Origin of the sequence: Nocardia speluncae NBRC 108251 (assembly GCF_001613245.1) — a bacterium.
In the GTDB taxonomy this organism is placed as follows: Bacteria; Actinomycetota; Actinomycetes; order Mycobacteriales; family Mycobacteriaceae; genus Nocardia; species Nocardia speluncae.
Genome location: NZ_BDBZ01000039.1, coordinates 85940 through 102231 on the forward strand (window position 1 = coordinate 85940; position 16292 = coordinate 102231).

At 68.5% G+C, this 16292-nt stretch carries 15 protein-coding genes; 11 read left to right on the forward strand and 4 right to left on the reverse strand.

The features are described from left to right. Positions 1–16 precede the first annotated feature (16 nt). The 3 genes from NS6_RS29300 to NS6_RS29310 form a co-directional block, all read right to left on the reverse strand. Positions 17–931 carry a universal stress protein gene (locus NS6_RS29300; RefSeq protein ID WP_068048827.1) on the reverse strand — a complete coding sequence of 305 codons (915 nt, stop codon included), beginning with the start codon at positions 929–931 and terminating at the stop codon, positions 17–19. A gap of 14 nt (positions 932–945) precedes the next feature. After that, positions 946–1851, reverse strand: coding sequence for a universal stress protein (locus NS6_RS29305; RefSeq protein ID WP_068048616.1), 906 nt, complete (start codon positions 1849–1851; stop codon positions 946–948). A gap of 86 nt (positions 1852–1937) precedes the next feature. Continuing rightward, positions 1938–2492 carry a flavodoxin domain-containing protein gene (locus tag NS6_RS29310; protein ID WP_068048618.1) on the reverse strand — a complete coding sequence of 185 codons (555 nt, stop codon included), beginning with the start codon at positions 2490–2492 and terminating at the stop codon, positions 1938–1940. A 130-nt stretch (positions 2493–2622) separates the two neighbouring features. Between NS6_RS29310 and NS6_RS29315 the strand changes: the two genes are divergently transcribed. The 7 genes from NS6_RS29315 (at position 2623) to NS6_RS29345 (ending at position 8794) form a co-directional block, all read left to right on the forward strand. Then, entirely contained in the window at positions 2623–3618 is a 996-nt protein-coding gene (locus tag NS6_RS29315) for an Acg family FMN-binding oxidoreductase (RefSeq protein ID WP_068048620.1), read from the forward strand. Between the two features lie 200 nt (positions 3619–3818). Further along, a complete protein-coding gene (locus NS6_RS29320; RefSeq protein ID WP_068048622.1) occupies positions 3819–4943 on the forward strand; it encodes a 4Fe-4S dicluster domain-containing protein in 1125 nt (374 codons plus the stop codon). Beyond that, complete coding sequence (locus tag NS6_RS29325) at positions 4930–5424, forward strand: Crp/Fnr family transcriptional regulator (RefSeq protein ID WP_210746790.1); 495 nt, start codon at positions 4930–4932, stop codon at positions 5422–5424. The genes NS6_RS29320 and NS6_RS29325 overlap by 14 nt, the downstream gene beginning before the upstream one ends. Before the next feature lie 41 nt (positions 5425–5465). Beyond that, positions 5466–6275, forward strand: coding sequence for an FAD/NAD(P)-binding protein (locus tag NS6_RS29330; RefSeq protein ID WP_068048833.1), 810 nt, complete (start codon positions 5466–5468; stop codon positions 6273–6275). Further along, positions 6272–7045: an NADH-quinone oxidoreductase subunit B family protein gene (locus tag NS6_RS29335; protein ID WP_068048625.1), complete on the forward strand. Its 774-nt coding sequence runs from the start codon at positions 6272–6274 to the stop codon at positions 7043–7045. Before NS6_RS29330 ends, NS6_RS29335 begins: the two co-directional genes overlap by 4 nt. Continuing rightward, entirely contained in the window at positions 7029–8321 is a 1293-nt protein-coding gene (locus NS6_RS29340) for a Ni/Fe hydrogenase subunit alpha (protein WP_068048627.1), read from the forward strand. The genes NS6_RS29335 and NS6_RS29340 overlap by 17 nt, the downstream gene beginning before the upstream one ends. Next, the gene (locus NS6_RS29345; RefSeq protein WP_210746789.1) at positions 8318–8794 is read left to right on the forward strand and encodes a hydrogenase maturation protease; all 477 of its coding nucleotides are present in this window, start codon (positions 8318–8320) and stop codon (positions 8792–8794) included. The genes NS6_RS29340 and NS6_RS29345 overlap by 4 nt, the downstream gene beginning before the upstream one ends. A gap of 125 nt (positions 8795–8919) precedes the next feature. Here NS6_RS29345 and NS6_RS29350 read toward each other — a convergent pair whose 3' ends face one another. Further along, positions 8920–11622: a cation-translocating P-type ATPase gene (locus tag NS6_RS29350; RefSeq protein WP_068048632.1), complete on the reverse strand. Its 2703-nt coding sequence runs from the start codon at positions 11620–11622 to the stop codon at positions 8920–8922. Positions 11623–12322: 700 nt separating this feature from the next. Here NS6_RS29350 and NS6_RS29360 point away from each other — a divergent pair. From NS6_RS29360 to hypF, 4 genes are all read left to right on the forward strand, one after another. Beyond that, positions 12323–12589, forward strand: a complete 267-nt coding sequence (locus NS6_RS29360; RefSeq protein WP_068048638.1) for an SHOCT domain-containing protein — start codon at positions 12323–12325, stop codon at positions 12587–12589. A gap of 220 nt (positions 12590–12809) precedes the next feature. Next, on the forward strand, positions 12810–13184 hold the full coding sequence (locus NS6_RS29365; RefSeq protein WP_068048640.1) for a hydrogenase maturation nickel metallochaperone HypA/HybF: 375 nt from the start codon (positions 12810–12812) through the stop codon (positions 13182–13184). Beyond that, positions 13142–13930 (forward strand): hydrogenase nickel incorporation protein HypB, encoded by a 789-nt coding sequence (gene hypB, locus NS6_RS29370; protein ID WP_068048650.1) that lies wholly within the window; start codon positions 13142–13144, stop codon positions 13928–13930. The genes NS6_RS29365 and hypB overlap by 43 nt, the downstream gene beginning before the upstream one ends. Beyond that, positions 13914–16286, forward strand: coding sequence for a carbamoyltransferase HypF (gene hypF / locus NS6_RS29375; RefSeq protein WP_084471516.1), 2373 nt, complete (start codon positions 13914–13916; stop codon positions 16284–16286). The genes hypB and hypF overlap by 17 nt, the downstream gene beginning before the upstream one ends. Positions 16287–16292 lie beyond the last annotated feature (6 nt).

The following is a 16292-nucleotide window of genomic DNA, read 5'->3' on the forward strand; positions in this document are numbered from 1 at the left end:
GTCTCCCCGTGTGGGTTCATCCGTCGGTGCGGGAGCGCACGATAAGCAGCGGGGTGTCCACGGCGTGCAGCAGTGCGTTGCTGGTGGAGCCGAGCAGCATGCCGGTGAAGCCGCCGCGACCGTGGCTGCCGACCACGACCAGCTGAGCGCCGGCCGCAGCGTCCAGCAGCGAGCGCACCGGCCGGTCGGTGGTGATGATCCGCTCGACCTCGACGTCGGGGTACTGCTCGGCGTACCCGGCGAGGTTTTCGGCGAGGACGGCGTCGGTCTCTGCGCGGGCCGAATCCCAGCCGCGGACCGGTAGTTCCAGGCCGCTGGTATCGCTCCACGCGTGCAATGCGATCAGCCCTGTCCTGCGACGGGATGCTTCGTCGAAGGCCGCCGCGACGGCGGGGGCACTGTTGTCGGTGCCGTCGACGCCGACCAGAATCGGCTGGCGGGCCGTCACGGCATCGACACCGGCGGGGGAGCGTAGGACAGCGACCGGGCAGCGTGCGTGGCGGGCCACGGTGGTACTGACCGACCCCAGCAGACCGCGGGAGAACGCTCCCATTCCGTGGCTGCCGACCACGAGCATTCGCGCCGGCGCGGAGCGACTCAGCAACGCGTGCGGGGGCAACTCTTCGGTCACCACGGTGGTGATGGGCACCGGTGAGTGTTCCGCGCCCGCTGTGCGCGCCACTCGCGCGGCCTCGCTGGTGACGTGTTCCCCTTCCCGTCGCAGAGACTGTCGTTCGGCGTCACTGAGCACAACTCCGGGCCCGAACCCGCTCGGTACTCCGACAGCGTTGACGATATGCAGATCGCAGTGGTGCAATCCCGCTTCGGTGGCGGCCCAAGCGACTGCCCGCAAAGAGGTGGGGGACCCGTCGGCGCCGACCACGATCCGAGACGCAACCTGCGGGAGCGGTTCGCGCTCCGATTCGGACATGTTCTGCTCCTGTGTCACTGAGGCGGTACGGGATCGGGTCGGTGGTGTCGTGCGATGATCAGCGGGCACTCGGCTGCGTGTAGCAGGGCCACGCTCGTGGAACCGAGCACCATGGAGGCAAAGCCGCCGCGCCCGCGGCTGCCGATCACCACCAGTTGCGCACGCTCGCATTCGGTGAGCAGGCTGCGCGCGGGCGCATCAGAAGTGACGACCCGCTCGACGGGGACAGTGGGAAATTGCTGCGCGAAGCCGGCGAGCTGCTGGGCGAAGCGGTTCTCCTCGGCCGCGCAGGCGCGTTCCCATTGCGTTCGCACGTCGATCCCGCTGGTATCGCTCCATGCGTGGACCGCGACAAGGGCTACTCGACGGCACGCGGCCTCCTCGAAGGCGAGCTTCAACGCTGTCGCGCTGTCCGGAGATCCGTCCACCCCGACTAGTACCGGCCGGCATTGTGACACCGCGTCGGTGGCGGAAAGATCACGAATCACCGCGACCGGGCAGCGTGCATGCCCGGCTACCGCCGCGCTCAGCGATCCGATCACAGTAGGTGCCACGCCACCACGGCCGCTACTGCCGACCACGACCATCCACGCTGACCACGACCGGTCCAGCAGGGCCAGGGTGATCAGCTCGGATGTCACCTCGGTGCTCACCGCCACGGAGTCGTGACCAGCGGCGGCCTGCGCGATGCGGGCGGCTTCGGCGACGGTGTCCTCCGCGATCGACTGCAGGCATTCGGCCCCCTGGCCGGTCCGAACCAACGCCGGGATACGCGCGGTGGACACCAGCAGGTGCAGCGGGCGGCCCCGCAAGTGTGCTTCCAACCCCGCCCACGCCGCCGCCCGATAGGACGTCGGGGAGCCGTCGACGGCAGCCACGATCGGCGCTGCGGTGTCCTGATCGCCGTGGTCCTCGATCATCGCCGGCTCTCCTTTACGCTCCTACCGCGAGGAACCGCACCCTTCGGGCCGGCCGACCAGGCGGTCGATGCTCGCCGGGCAGGCGATCATGGGTGGATGGTGTGGGTTCGTGCCGCGGGGAGCCCAAGTGAATCGGCGATACCAGCCGACCATGTTTGGATCGCGGCCCAGTCCCGCAGGTCGCCGTAACGACCACCGCCCATGAGCCGGTAGAGGATGCGCGCCTTCAGCGACACGCCCTGACGCTCGTAGGTGCCGGCGAAGGCCTGGTAGTCGCGGGCATGCACCGCGTCTCGATGCGCGGCGACCTTTTTGGGCACCATGCGACCGACCCGGCGGCCGACAGGGCCACGCAACGCCGGCCCGAGGCCGACGGTGAACAGGCGGACATCGGTGGACGCCAGTTCGGTCCGGTTGTGCTCGAGATAGGCCGCAGCCGTCGGTAAGAGATCCATATTGTGGACGGCGCTGCCGAGGACCACCGTGTCGACCTGCCCGGGAGCGGGTGCGTGGTCGATATCGTGCAACTCGACGCGAGCACCGCGTTCGGCCAGCTCAGCGGCAATGAACTCGGCGATATCGCGGGTACTGCCCTGTTCGGTCGCGTAGATGACCGCCACCCTGCGCATGGTCGATGTCATACCGGTGAGTGTGGTGCTTCACCGGTGACTGCGCGCAGGGTCATCGGACCTCGGCCCGGGGGACCCGGCCATGCGGGGCAGGGACCAAAGGCCCCTGTCTCGGCGCAGCGGATTTCCTACCGTCAGGAGTATGAACGATGGACCGGCAGGAGCGGTGGTCGAGCGAGCGGTGCGTCTGGCGGGACGGGCTCCGTCACTGCACAACAGCCAGCCGTGGCGTTGGACATTCGACGGCACGACACTGAGTCTGTACGCGGTGCCGGAGCGGATGCTGCCGACCACCGATACCGGCGGTCGGCAGATGCTGATCAGCTGCGGCGCCGTTCTCGACCATCTGCGGGTGGCTATGGCCGCTGTGGGATGGCGGCTGTCGGTGGCCCGCTTCCCGAACCCGAACAACCGTGATCATCTGGCCGAGATCGGTTTCCGCCGGGCAGCGATCGTCACCGAGGGGGACCGTGCGCGCGCAGAGGCAATCGGCCGCCGCTACACCGACCGCCTGCCATTCGGGGAGCCGGCGGGCTGGACCGATTTCGAGACGATCCTGCGATCCACGTTCGACCCCGACGACGCCGTGGTGGACGTGCTACCGGAGGGCGTCCGTCCCGTCCTGGCGCACGCCGCGCAGATGACCACGTCCCTGCGGCGATACGACTCGGGATACCACGCCGAACTGCATTGGTGGACCGGCCATGTCATCAGTGCCACGGGTGTCCCGAAAAGTGCGCTCGTGTCCCTGGGCGAGCAGGAACAGGTTGCGGTCGGGCGGCAATTCCCGGCCGCCTCCGGGGAAGCCGACCGGAGCGTCGAAGAGGCCGAAGACCATGCCGAAATACTGGTCTTGTCAACCCTGGGAGATACACCCGAGGAGATCCTGCGCTGCGGCGAGGTGCTGTCCACCGTGCTGCTCGAATCCACGCTGGCCGGGTACGCCACCTGCACGCTGACGAATCTCACCGAAGTGGCGCGCAGCCGCGACGTGGTCCGTCAGCTGATCGGTGGCCGGGGCAGACCCCAGGTTCTGGTCCGCGCCGGTGCCACACCGCACCGCGACCAGCTGCCGGCATCGACACCGCGGCTGCCGCTGCACGAAATCCTGTCCACCGAGGGCTCCCCGGCCCGGTGAACCGAGACGGCCGAACACCTCACCGTGCCGGTGGCCGGAGGTAACCGAGAGTGAAGGCTCCCGGGGCCGGTCCCTGCTGGTCGACGGACAGCCTTGCTGAACCCTTGTACTCGCGATCGGTGACTTTCTTCCCTCGCTGCGGTCGCGTCACCGGGGCACACTTAGGTGGGGTGGGCTGTTTCGACCGATCGGAGGCGGTTATGGAACCGGGCGATACTGCCGTGATCGACCGCGCGGGGCTGGATCGGCTGGTGGATGTGTTGCGGGCGCGGGGCTACCGGGTGATCGGACCGCGAGTGCGCGAGAACGCCGTGGTGCTCGACGAGCTCGCCTCGGGTGCCGAGTTGCCCGATGGCTGGGGAGTGGAGACGGCGCCCGGGTACTACCGGCTGCGCCGCCGCGAGGACCGAGCTGTTTTCGCACATTCGGCCGGGCCGGGTTCCTGGAAACAGTTTCTGCATCCGCCCCGGCGCAGAGTGCTCGCGGTGGGGCCCGATCTCGAACCGGAACCGGACCCGGCGGTGGAGGCTCCGGTCCGTTCCGCTTTCCTCGGCGTGCGCGGCTGTGACCTGGCGGCCATCGCCATTCTCCGTCGTGTGCTGGGTGGCGGCGCGTATCCGGATACCGGATTCACCGCACGTAGCGGCGGCCTGTTCGTGGTCGCCGCGAACTGCACGGAACCGGGTGGCGTGTGTTTCTGCGCATCGATGGGGACCGGGCCGGGGGTGACGGACGGCTACGACCTCGCGCTCACCGAGCACACGGGTGCCGAGCACCGGTTCGTCGTCGATGTGGGCACGGAGGAAGGTGCGGCGGTGCTCGCAGAGATCGGATCGTGCCCGCCTGCGGAGTCCGAGGTGGTACAGGCCCGGGAGTCGGTATCGGCGGCTGCCGGGCGGATGGGGCGGTCGATGCCGGAGGTCGATATCCCGGGACTGGTCCGTGATTCGCGGGATTTCGCGCATTGGGAGGATGTGGCCGCTCGCTGCCTCACCTGCGGGAACTGCACGATGGTGTGCCCCACTTGCTTTTGCACGACCACCGAGGATGTCACCGATCTGACCGGTGACCACGCCGAACGCTGGGAACGCTGGGCGTCGTGCTTCGAGCTGGACTTCTCCTATATGCACGGCGGGAGTGTGCGACGCACCGGTGAGAGCCGCTATCGGCAATGGCTGAGTCATAAGCTCGGCACCTGGCACGACCAGTTCGGCAGCTCGGGATGTGTCGGTTGTGGGCGGTGCATCGATTGGTGCCCGGCCGGTATCGACCTGACTGCGGAACTGACCCGGCTGGCCGAGGAGGCCTCCGGTGCCGGCAGCTGAGGATCTGTCGGAGTTCGCGAGTCTGGCCACTCTCGACCAGGACGCGTTGCGCGCCCTGGCCCGGGTGGGCAGGGAGGTGGCGTTCCCGCCCGGTCACCGCCTGATCCAGGAAGGTCAGCGAGCGGATCGATGCTGGTTGATCCGCAGCGGGCGGATACGGCTGGACGCCCGGGTCGACGGGCATGCCGATATCACTGTGCAAACCCTGCACGGCGGCGACCTGCTCGGCTGGTCATGGCTGATACCGCCGTACCGCTGGCATTTCGGCGCGGTGGCCACCGAACACGTCACGGCCGTCGAATTCGATACGGCCGCGCTGAACCGGTTGTCCGACGACGATCCCCGGTTCGGGCGCCTGCTGCTGCTCGCGCTGGCCGCGGTCTTGGTCGACCGGCTACAGGCCACGCGGGCCCGGCTGGTGGATCTCTACCGCAACCCGGCCGAGGACCCGGGCCGCCGGAGCGTGCGGGGCGGGTCGTGACCAGCGCGGTCCGGTCCGAGCCCGCGGCCGCGGGCGATGTGATGTTGCCGTTCCGGGTCGTGCGGCGTACCTGTCAGACCCGCGATACCGTCACCCTGCAATTGCAGCCGGTTCACCGCGCGCCGCGACGTTTCCGGGCCGGGCAGTTCATGATGCTCTACAGCTTCGGCGTGGGCGAGATCGCGATCTCGCTCAGCGGGGACCCGGCCGCGCCGGACGGGTTGCTCGAACACACGATCCGCGCGGTCGGCGCGGTGAGCGGCGCCCTGAGCGGAGCCGGGGTCGGCGATCGGATCGGGGTACGCGGGCCGTTCGGCACCGGCTGGGATATCGAGGCGGCAGCCGGAGGTGATGTCGTGATCGTCGGCGGCGGTGTCGGATTGGCGCCGCTGCGGCCGCTGATCCTCTCCGTGCTCGCCGCCCGCGCGCGCTATCGGCGCGTCACCGTGATCACCGGTGCCCGGACACCCGCGGATGTGCTGTTCCGGCGCGACCAGCAGCGTTGGGCGCAAGACGATTCCGTGGCACTGGTGTCCAGTGTCGATCACCCGGCTCCCGGCTGGACGGGGCAGATCGGTTTCGTCACCGAGCCGTTGGCGCAAGTGGATCTCGACCCCGGCCGGACGAGCGGCTTCCTGTGCGGTCCGGAGCCCATGATGCGTTTCTGTGCGCAGGTGCTGCTGCGCAAGAAAGTTCCGGCAGAACATATTCGAGTGTCGCTGGAGCGGACCATGGAATGCGGGGTCGCGCGCTGCGGGCACTGCCAGCTCGGCCCGTTGCTGCTGTGCCGGGACGGGCCGATCGTCGACTACGCCACAGCCGAACCCCTGCTGGCGGTGCGCGAACTATGACCACGCCACCGACCCTGGCCGTCTGGAAATTCACCTCCTGCGACGGATGTCAGCTGACCTTGCTGGACTGTGAGGACGAACTACTCGCCCTCGCCGGACGGGTGCGGATCGTGCACTTCACCGAGGCATCGAGCACCGTGGAACCCGGACCCTACGACGTTTCACTCGTGGAAGGCTCGGTGACCACGCCCGACGAGTTGCGGCGAGTCGCCGAAATCCGGGAGCAGTCCCGGATTCTGGTGACGATCGGGGCCTGCGCCACCCACGGGGGTATCCAGGCGCTGCGCAATTTCGCCGATATCGAGGAGTTCACCTCGATCGTGTACGCCAGTCCCGAGTACATCGAGACACTGTCCACATCGACGCCGATATCGGATCATGTGCCCGTCGATTTCGAGCTGCGCGGCTGCCCGATCGACCGCAGGCAGCTGCTCGATACGCTGTGCGCGTTCCTCGCCGGGCGCGCTCCCGATATCCCGAACACCAGTGTGTGCACCGAGTGCAAACGCCGGGGCACCACGTGTATCACCGTCGCGGAGGGAATCCCGTGCCTCGGGCCCGTGACGCAGGCGGGCTGCGGTGCGCTGTGTCCCGCCTACCATCGCGGCTGTTTCGGTTGTTTCGGCCCGATGGCCCAGCCGAATATCGGCGCGCTGCTGCCGATACTTCGGATCAACGGTATGTCCGTCGAGGAGGTCGACCGTGCCTTCCACACCTTCGCCGCCGCCGCACCCGAATTCTCGGGACGAGACCGTGCCGGCGGAACGTAGAACTCTGACCGTCGATTCCCTGGCGCGCGTGGAAGGCGAAGGCGCCCTGCATATCGTCGTGCACGAGGGTGCCGTGGAATCCGCCGAGCTCCGAATCTATGAACCGCCCCGGTTCTTCGAGGCGCTGCTGCGCGGCCGGGCCTTCACCGAACCGCCCGACATCACCTCGCGCATCTGTGGGATCTGCCCCGTGGCCTACCAGGTCAGCGCCTGCAACGCGCTCGAACAGGTCTGCGAGGCCGAGCTGGACCCGCCGCTGCGCGCGCTGCGCCGGCTGCTCTACTGCGGCGAATGGATTGCCAGCCACTGTCTGCATATCTTCCTGCTGCATCTGCCCGATATCCTCGGGTTTCCGGACGCGGTGGCGCTCGCACAGGCCGAGCGGGCCCTCGTCGAGCAGGGCCTGGCACTGAAGAAAGCGGGCAACGCCCTGCTGGAGCTGATCGGAGGGCGGGCAATCCATCCCGTGAATGTGAAACTCGGCGGCTTCTACTCGACACCCGAACCGCGCGCCCTCACCGAACTGGCTGAGCAATTACGTCGCGGTCTCGACGATGCCGTGCAGATCGCGCGGCGGATGGCGCGATTCGACTTCCCCTCGGCCGAACTCGGTTGCGATTTCGTCGCGGTCACCGACGCCCCGCACTATGCCATCGAGACCGGCGAGGTGCGGACAAGCGGTGGCCAGACATTTCCCGCGGCCGGATTCGCCGAGCACATCACAGAACAGCAGGTGCGACACTCCACGGCGCTGCATGCGACTCTCGACGGCCGGCAGTATCTGACCGGCCCGCTGGCCAGGTACACGCTGAACTCGGCGCAGCTGTCCCCGATCGCGCGGGAGCTGGCCGCCGATATCGGACTGGACAGCAGTTGTCGTAACCCCTTCCGCAGCATCCTGGTACGCCTGGTCGAGGTCGTCTACGCCCTAGACGAGGCACTGCGCCTCATCGCGGACTATCGGCGACCACCGCGTGCCGCGGTCCCGGTCCGTTCGCGGCCCGGGACAGGGCACGGGGTGAGCGAGGCTCCTCGCGGCCTGCTGTATCACCGTTACGAGCTCGATACCGAGGGCATCGTGCGTACCGCCACTATCGTGCCGCCCACATCGCAGAACCAGTCGATGATGGAGGAAGACCTGCGCCGAGTGGTGGGTGCCAACCTGCATCTGTCCGACGCGGAGCTGACCACGCTGTGCGAAACCACCATCCGGAACTACGACCCCTGCATCTCGTGCTCGGCGCATTTCCTCGCGCTCGAAGTGACCGGCCGTTGACCGGGTGGCGGGCAGTGGTCGTGGGCGTCGGCACCGGCTGCCGCCACGATGACGAACTGGGGCCCGCGGTGGCCGAATCGGTCGCGGACCTGCACCTACCGGGAGTGGACGTCGAGACCTCCGGGGGTGACCTCACTGAGCTGCTGGATCTGTGGCGGGGAGCGGATCTCGCTGTCCTGGTGGACGCGGTGGCTCGCACTCCCTCTCACCCGGGCCGGATCGAGCGGATCGACGCGGAGAGAACGGCCGCGGCGGCCGCGGCGGCCAGTTCGCACTCCCTCGGGGTGGCCGAGGCCGTGCGATTGGCCCGGTCGCTCGACCGGTTACCGGGCAGGTTGGTGGTGTTCGCCGTCGACGCCGCTCGGCTGGACCTCGGTTTCGGATTGTCCACCGCGGTGGCGTCCGCGGTACCGCAGGCGGTGGCAGCAGTGGTGGCGGAGCTGGAGCGCTCGCGCATCTCGGCCGAAAAATAAGATCTCGGGCTAGGCCCGGCTTTCGTTCCGGAGATCGCGGACTTCACTGTTCCGGTCAGTGGTGCGCGTATCCGCTCTCCGTGTGCGGACCTGCCGGGCCCAACCGCGCGGACCGCGACTGTTCCCTAGGTGACCGGCAAGGCGGCACTCCCGGTCGGCAGGGAAGGCCCGCGCGTACCGGGCTGCGGTGTTCTGCGCCGACGGTGCCGGCGCAGCAGCTCGTCCGCCGCCCAGACCACGACCGGGAAGGGCAGTGTTATCGCCACCATCCACGGCGCCAAAGCCGCGGTGCCGAACACGGCCTGAAGCGGCGGGGCATAGATCAGGGCTGCGGCGAAGACGATTTCGAACAGGCAACCGGCGAGGAGGAGCCGATTACTCGTCAGGCCGACAGAACGCAGTGACGCCCACTCGGTGCGCGCGGCGAAAGCGGTACCCAGCTGACAGGTGACGATACCGGCGAAAGTCATGGTGGTGGCCTGCATATAGGCGTGGTGTAGTGGGGCGTCGGGCCCCACCGGATCGCCGGGATGCCAACCGGCGGCAAACAGTACGACGAAGAACCCGGTAGTCACCAGCACCGCCGAGACCACACCGAGCAGCGCCCACGCCCGCAGCAGCAGCCATCGGGTGATGACCCCTTCCCGGCGTGGCCGGGGCGGCCGGTCCATCAGGCCGGGTTCGGCCGGTTCCCGGCCCAGCGCGAGCGCCGGCAGTGTTTCGGTACCGAGATCGATCGCCAGGATCTGCAGTACCGTCAACGGCAGCGGGATCGCGCCACCGGACAGTGCGAACAGCAGGAACGGCACCACTTCGGGCACCGCGTGGGCGAAAATATAGAGCACGAACTTGCGGACGTTGTCGAAGACACGGCGTCCCTCTTCGATACCGACCGCGATCGTGGCGAAATTGTCGTCGGTCAGGATCAGGGTGGCCGCCTCCCGCGCAACATCTGTGCCGCCCCGGCCCATCGCCACACCGATATCCGCCCGGCGTAACGCCGGGGCATCGTTCACACCGTCGCCCGTCATGGCGACCACTTCGCCGTTCTGACGCAGTGCGTCCGCGATCCGGAGCTTCATTTCCGGTGTGGTGCGGGCGAAAACGATTTCACCCGGCTCAGCGAGCAGGGCATCGAGCTGTTCGTCGGACATCTCGTCGACCGCATTGCCGTCGACCACCCGATCGGCGCCCAACCCCACCTGCCGGGCGATCTCGGCCGCCGTCCGGCCATTGTCCCCGGTGATGACATGAACCCGGATCCCCGCGGTATGCACGGCCCGCACTGCGGCGGGAACCTCCGGACGGGGTGGGTCCAGCAGGCCCACCAGCCCCACGAACGTCAGGTCCTGTTCGGCGGATTCCGCATCCTGCGGTGGGTTGCCGTCCGCTCGGCGCCGGGCCACCGCCAGGACCCGCAGGCCACGGCCCGCCAGCTCGTCGACCTGTGCCCGGACCTGATCGGCCGCCTCGTCCCGAGGCCACCCGGTGCACCGGGGGAGTACCGTCTCGGGTGCGCCCTTTACATGGACCCATGCCGTATTGCCCACCCGGTCCACGGTGGACATCATCTTGCGCTGCGAATCGAAATCGTTGAGCGCCAGGCGTTCGCGGTCCCGGCGCGCAACCGGCACCGCGCGGTCTCGGTCGGCGGCGTATCGGAGCAGAGCGATCTCCATCGGATCGCCACCTGTGTGCTCACCCGTTTCCGCGGTGGCGCACCGAGCGACGATATCGGCCGTATCCCCGGGGTTTCCGGTGGTCTCGATGACCCGCATCGAATTCATGGTGAGGGTGCCGGTCTTATCGGTGCAGATGACGGTGGTGGATCCCAGCGTTTCTACGGCGGACAGCCTTTTCACCACGGCACCGCGGCCGGCCATCGACCGGACACCGGCGGCGAGCGCGAGGGTGATGGTCGGTAGCAATCCCTCCGGAACATTGGCAACGAGCAGCCCGATCGCGAACAGGAACGCCGCGCTGAGTGAAAGCCCGGCCAGCAGTCCGAGCGGCAGGAACGCGGCGCCGGCACCCACCGCGACCGCGGCGATCAGCCACGCCACCCGGCGTACCTGATGCTCCAGCGGGCTCTCCTCCCGGTGGACATGCTGGGACAACGCCGCGATGCGCCCGAGTTCGGTGTGCACACCGGTGCTGTGCACGACCGCCCGCCCGGAACCTCCGACGCAGGCGGTCCCACTGAACAGCAGAACCGGTGAATCCAATGAACGATCTGCCGTATCGGGATCGTCGGCGGTACGAACCACAAGGGCGGATTCGCCGGTGAGCGCGGACATATCGACCTCGGCAATGCCGGCGATGAGGCGCGCGTCGGCCGGTATACGCTCGCCTTCCTCGATGAGAAGGACATCGCCGCGGACCAGCCGGCTCGCCGGAACCGGTATCCGCTCTCCGTCTCGCACAACGCACACCTGGTCGGGCAGGAAACGGCTCAGCGCTCGGACGGCGTGTTCGGCCTGGTTCTCCTGCCAGAACGCAAGAACGGCGTTGAGCACGATCACCACGAGGATCGCATTTCCCAGAGCGGCCGCCCCACTGCCGAGTGCCAGCGCCGCGGCGACCCACAGCAGAAGTGCCAGGGGATGGATGAACTGCCGGCCCAGCGCGGCCCACCAGGGCGTCCCGCGGCGGAGCGGGAGCTCGTTGGGACCGTACAGGTCGAGGCGGCGCGCGGCTTCACGCGCGCTGAGCCCGTCGTACCCGGTCCGCAGATCCCGCAGCAGCGCGGCAATCGGTTCGCGCGGGTTGACGACAGGGTCGGGTTCTCTCTGGCCGGGCGGTGGGCGTGTTGAGCCGATGAGGTGCATCGTGCCGGTCTCGTATGGGTTACCAGGACCGGGCCGTGTGCGTGCCGGACCACGACATTACTCGTGGATCTTCGTGCCAACTCGTGGAAACCAGGGCGACCGTGCCCGCCGGCCCGCGCACGATCCGCAGAGCGCACCAACACCGGTCGCCGATTTCACCCGTCCGCCGCACAGCGGGCCCGCCGGCGCCGACCACCCCCCGACCGGCCGGATCCGCCGAGTCGTTGTTCCAGGGTGCGCTGTCGATTCCGGCCATTGCGGACCTCCCTGTGTTCGGGCCGGCAGAGATACTGCCGATCATCGTGGGGGCGCTTCACGTGTCAGTCTCGTTTTCGGTGGATACACCAGGACAGGGGAAAAGGTCACCGGTTGGCCGGTTCCGGGACCCGTCGCGGGGTGCTGCCGGGCGGCGGGTGTGACCTAGGTCGTCCAGGCTGTGGTCTTTACGCCCTGCCGTGCCGTCCCGCAGCGTCGTTCACTGGGGTCCGGAGAGACCGGCGACATCGGTGCGCCGAGACCGCGCCGATCCGTTTCCGTGGTCGGCCCGACCGGGAAGACCTCATGGAACGGGCCGATGTGGATCCGGTGGGCGCGAGTCTGTTATTTCGGGCAACCGCGGCGCGGCCACTGCCCGGAGAGCAGCGGCACCCGGAATCTCGACCCGAGACCTGGGCGGGGCTACTCGCCTGGTGCAGAGGAGATGAGTGCGGTGATGTTCTGGTACGACCACGGTATGAGCGGATGGGGGTATGCCTGGATGGGCATCGGGGTGCTGGTGTTCTGGGCGGCGCTGACCGTGGCCGTCGTCCTGCTCATCCGATACGGCATCGATTCCGGCCGTGGCAGGCCGCAACCGCCTCCGGAAACCGCGGAGCATATCCTCGCCGAGCGATTCGCCCGCGGCGAGATCGACCGGGACGAATTCCTGAACCGGCTCGATACCCTGCGCGGTCGTACGACGCCCTGATGCCCGGGCGGTGGTCCGTGTCGCGCAGTCGCGAGGCCCGCTCCTGGGTCGGCTCAGGAGCGGTTGTCCAGATGGCGGGTACCAGGGCACGCAGGTCGGGGCGTGCCGATTTCCCGGTACCGGATCGGTGACTTTGGCCTCTGCCGGCCCCCCGAGCAGGGGAGCACAGTGAAGGAACTTGCCGATGGCGGGCTCTGGCGGCCGAGGAGAGCAAGGTGTGATGCACGAACTCGCGATAACTCAGGACATCGTCGATACCGTGTGTGACCACGCGGCGGGACGGCAGGTATGTCATGTCACGGTGGAGATCGGTGAACTCACGGCCGTGGTCCCCGAGGCGGTGCGGTTCTGTTTCGGGCCTGCCACCGTTGGGACTGTCGCGCAGGACGCGAGCCTGGAACTCGTGGGTGTCCCCGGTGTGGCCCGCTGTCGTGTGTGTGGTGCCGAATTCGCCGTCGCTGATCCGGTGTTGCTGTGCGTGTGCGGAAGCGTCGACGCCGACCTGTTGTCCGGGCGGGAAATACGGATACGTTCGATGGAGGTGAGCCGCGAATGTGCGCGACCTGCGGATGCGGCAACGATACAGCCGGCGTGAGCACGACCGCCCCGCGCGATGCGCCGGGCCTGGGTGCCGGGCTCTACCACGCGGGCCATGACCACGGCAGCGACGGGCGCGAACCACCCGGGAGCGAAACAGTGACCCTGGAACACAGGGTTCTTGCCGCGAACGACCATATCGCCGACCACAACAGGCAGTGGCTGCGCGAGCGCGGGATACTGGCGGTGAACCTGACGAGTTCGCCGGGAGCCGGGAAGACGAGCCTGCTGGAACGGACGATCGGTGACCTGGGTGAGGTCCCGATCGCGGTGATCGAGGGGGACCAGGAAACGGCACTCGACGCCGAACGGATCCGCGCGACCGGGGCCCGGGCGGTGCAGGTGAACACCGGCGCCGGGTGCCATCTCGACGCGCGGATGACCGGTAGTGCGCTCGCGGCGCTCGACCCTGAACCCGGATCGATGGTTCTCATCGAGAACGTGGGAAACCTGGTGTGCCCCGCGATGTTCGATCTCGGCGAAAACGGCATGGTGGTGATCGTCTCGGTGACCGAGGGGGCCGACAAACCGCTGAAGTACCCGCATATGTTCGCCGCGGCGGAACTGGTGCTGGTGAACAAGATCGACTTGTTACCGTTCGTCGATTTCGATTCCGCAATGTTCGCCGCGGCTGCCCGGTCGGTCGGCGGCGGACCGGAGATCCTGCCGATATCCGCGACCACCGGCCAGGGTATGGACCGATGGTACGACTGGCTGTCCGGGCGAGATGCCTCGGCGGCGTGACTCCGCCGCCCCGCGCGGGCACACCGCGGTGGCGCGGGAGTCCGGCGTAACCGCCGAGCGCCGCCGCCGTCGCCTTCGGGTCCGAGGCATGGTGCAGGGCGTGGGTTTCCGGCCATTCGTCTACACCATCGCCACCGAACTCGCGCTCGCCGGCGAGGTCGGCAACGACGAAGCCGGTGTACTGGTGGAGATCGAGGGCACTGCGGCGGCACTGGACGAGTTCGCTGACCGGCTGCGACGGCGGCCGCCGCCCACAGCGACGGTCGACTCGGTGGAATCTACCGATCTCGTGACTCGTGACGACACCGGATTCCGCATTGTGGACAGCATCCGGGCCGGCGGGCGGACTGCGGTGCCCCCGGATGCCGCCCTGTGCGACGAGTGTGCCGGCGAATTGCGGGACCCCGGAAACCGCCGGTACCGGCATCCGTTCATCAACTGCACCGGCTGCGGACCGCGTTTCACCATCACGGCGGGCCTGCCGTTCGACCGGGCCCGGACCTCGATGGCGGATTTCGCACTGTGTGACAGTTGCGCAGGCGAATACGCCGACCCGGCCGACCGGCGTTTCCACGCCCAGTCGATCTGTTGTCCCGGCTGCGGTCCGGTTCTCACCTACTCCGGAGCCGGCACCGGCGATGCGCTGTCGGATGCCCGTGCACTGCTGCGCGCGGACGGAATCCTGGCGGTGAAGGGGATCGGCGGCTACCACCTCGCCTGCGACGCGGCGGATCCGGCGGCCGTCTCCGAGTTGCGGCGGCGTAAGGGGCGTGGGGACAAACCTTTTGCGGTGATGGTCCCGGATCTCGAGACGGCCCGGCGTATCGCGCGGGTGAACGCGGCATCCGCCCAGCTGCTCACGAGCGCAGCCCACCCCATCGTGCTGCTGCCCCGGCGCGGGTGCCCCGGATCCGACCGCGCCGGCGACGGGCCGGCGCATGTCGACCTCGCCGACGCGGTGGCACCCGGAAGCCCGGATATCGGTGTCATGCTGCCGTATACCGCGCTGCATCTGCTGCTGTTCGGGCTCCCGGGGGATCCGCCCGGCCCGCGTGTGCTGGTGATGACCTCGGGAAACACTGGCGGAGAGCCGATCTGCTACGACGACGAGGACGCCCGCACCCGCCTCGCCGGGCTGGCCGACGCGCGATTGTCACACAATCGGCGCATCCTCGTACCATGCGACGACTCGGTGCTCCGGGTTGTCGACGATATCGAGCTGCCGGTACGCCGCTCCCGCGGTTACGTTCCGGCGCCGATCGCGCTCCCGATGGCGGTACCGCCGACTCTGGCTGTGGGCGGCGATGTGAAGAACACCTGTGCCGTCGCCTGCGGCCGGGCTGCCTGGCCGAGCCAGCATCTGGGTGATATGGACCGGCCGGCCACTCTGGCTGCCTTCGAGACCGCAGAACGGCACCTCGAACTACTGACCCGGGTGACGCCCGGCCGCCTGGTCACCGATGCCCACCCCGGCTACCGGTCCACCGGGTGGGCCCGCCGGCATGCCGGGCAGCGGGAGGTGCGCATCGTGCAGCATCATCATGCCCATATCGCTGCCGTCATGGGTGAACATGGACTCGATTCCGCCGAGACGGTTCTGGGTTTCGCGTTCGATGGCACCGGATGGGGGCCGGACGGCGCGATCTGGGGTGGGGAACTGCTCGCGGCCGGATATCGCGGCTTCCACCGGTTGGCGCACCTGAAGTATGTGCCACTCGCCGGTGGCGAAGTCGCCGTCCACCGGCCGTACCGGATGGCCCTGGCCCACCTGTGGACCGCTGGGACAGGCTGGACGCAAGACCTCGCCCCGGTGCGTGCCTGCCCGCCCGCGGAACGCGCGGTAATGGCGCATCAGCTGCGCACCGGCCTGGGCTGTGTACCGACCTCCAGCATGGGCCGGTTGTTCGACGCGGTGGCTTCGCTGGCGGGCGTCCGGCACACCGTGGACTACGAAGCGCAGGCGGCGATCGAACTCGAAGCCGCGGCCCGTGATGTGCCCACGGGCCGGGCGGTCTACCGCTTCGCGGTCCTGCCGGCCACGGATCCTGCCGTGATCGATCCCGCTCCCGTGATCGCCGCGATAGCCAGGGACACCTCCGATGCAGTACCCGCGGGGGTTGTCGGCGCCCGGTTCCACGTCGCCGTGGCGCGTCTAGTCCTGGAACTGGCGCTCGGCCATGCGGAGATCACACGAACCGTGGTCCTCGCGGGCGGGGTTTTCCAGAATTCGCTTTTGTTGTCCACGACCCGGGCACTGCTGCGCGACCACGGGTTCACCGTCCGGTGCCCGCACCGGCTACCACCCAACGACGGCGGCCTGGCCCTCGGACAGGTGCTGGCGGCCGGCGTGGACTGAATGAAC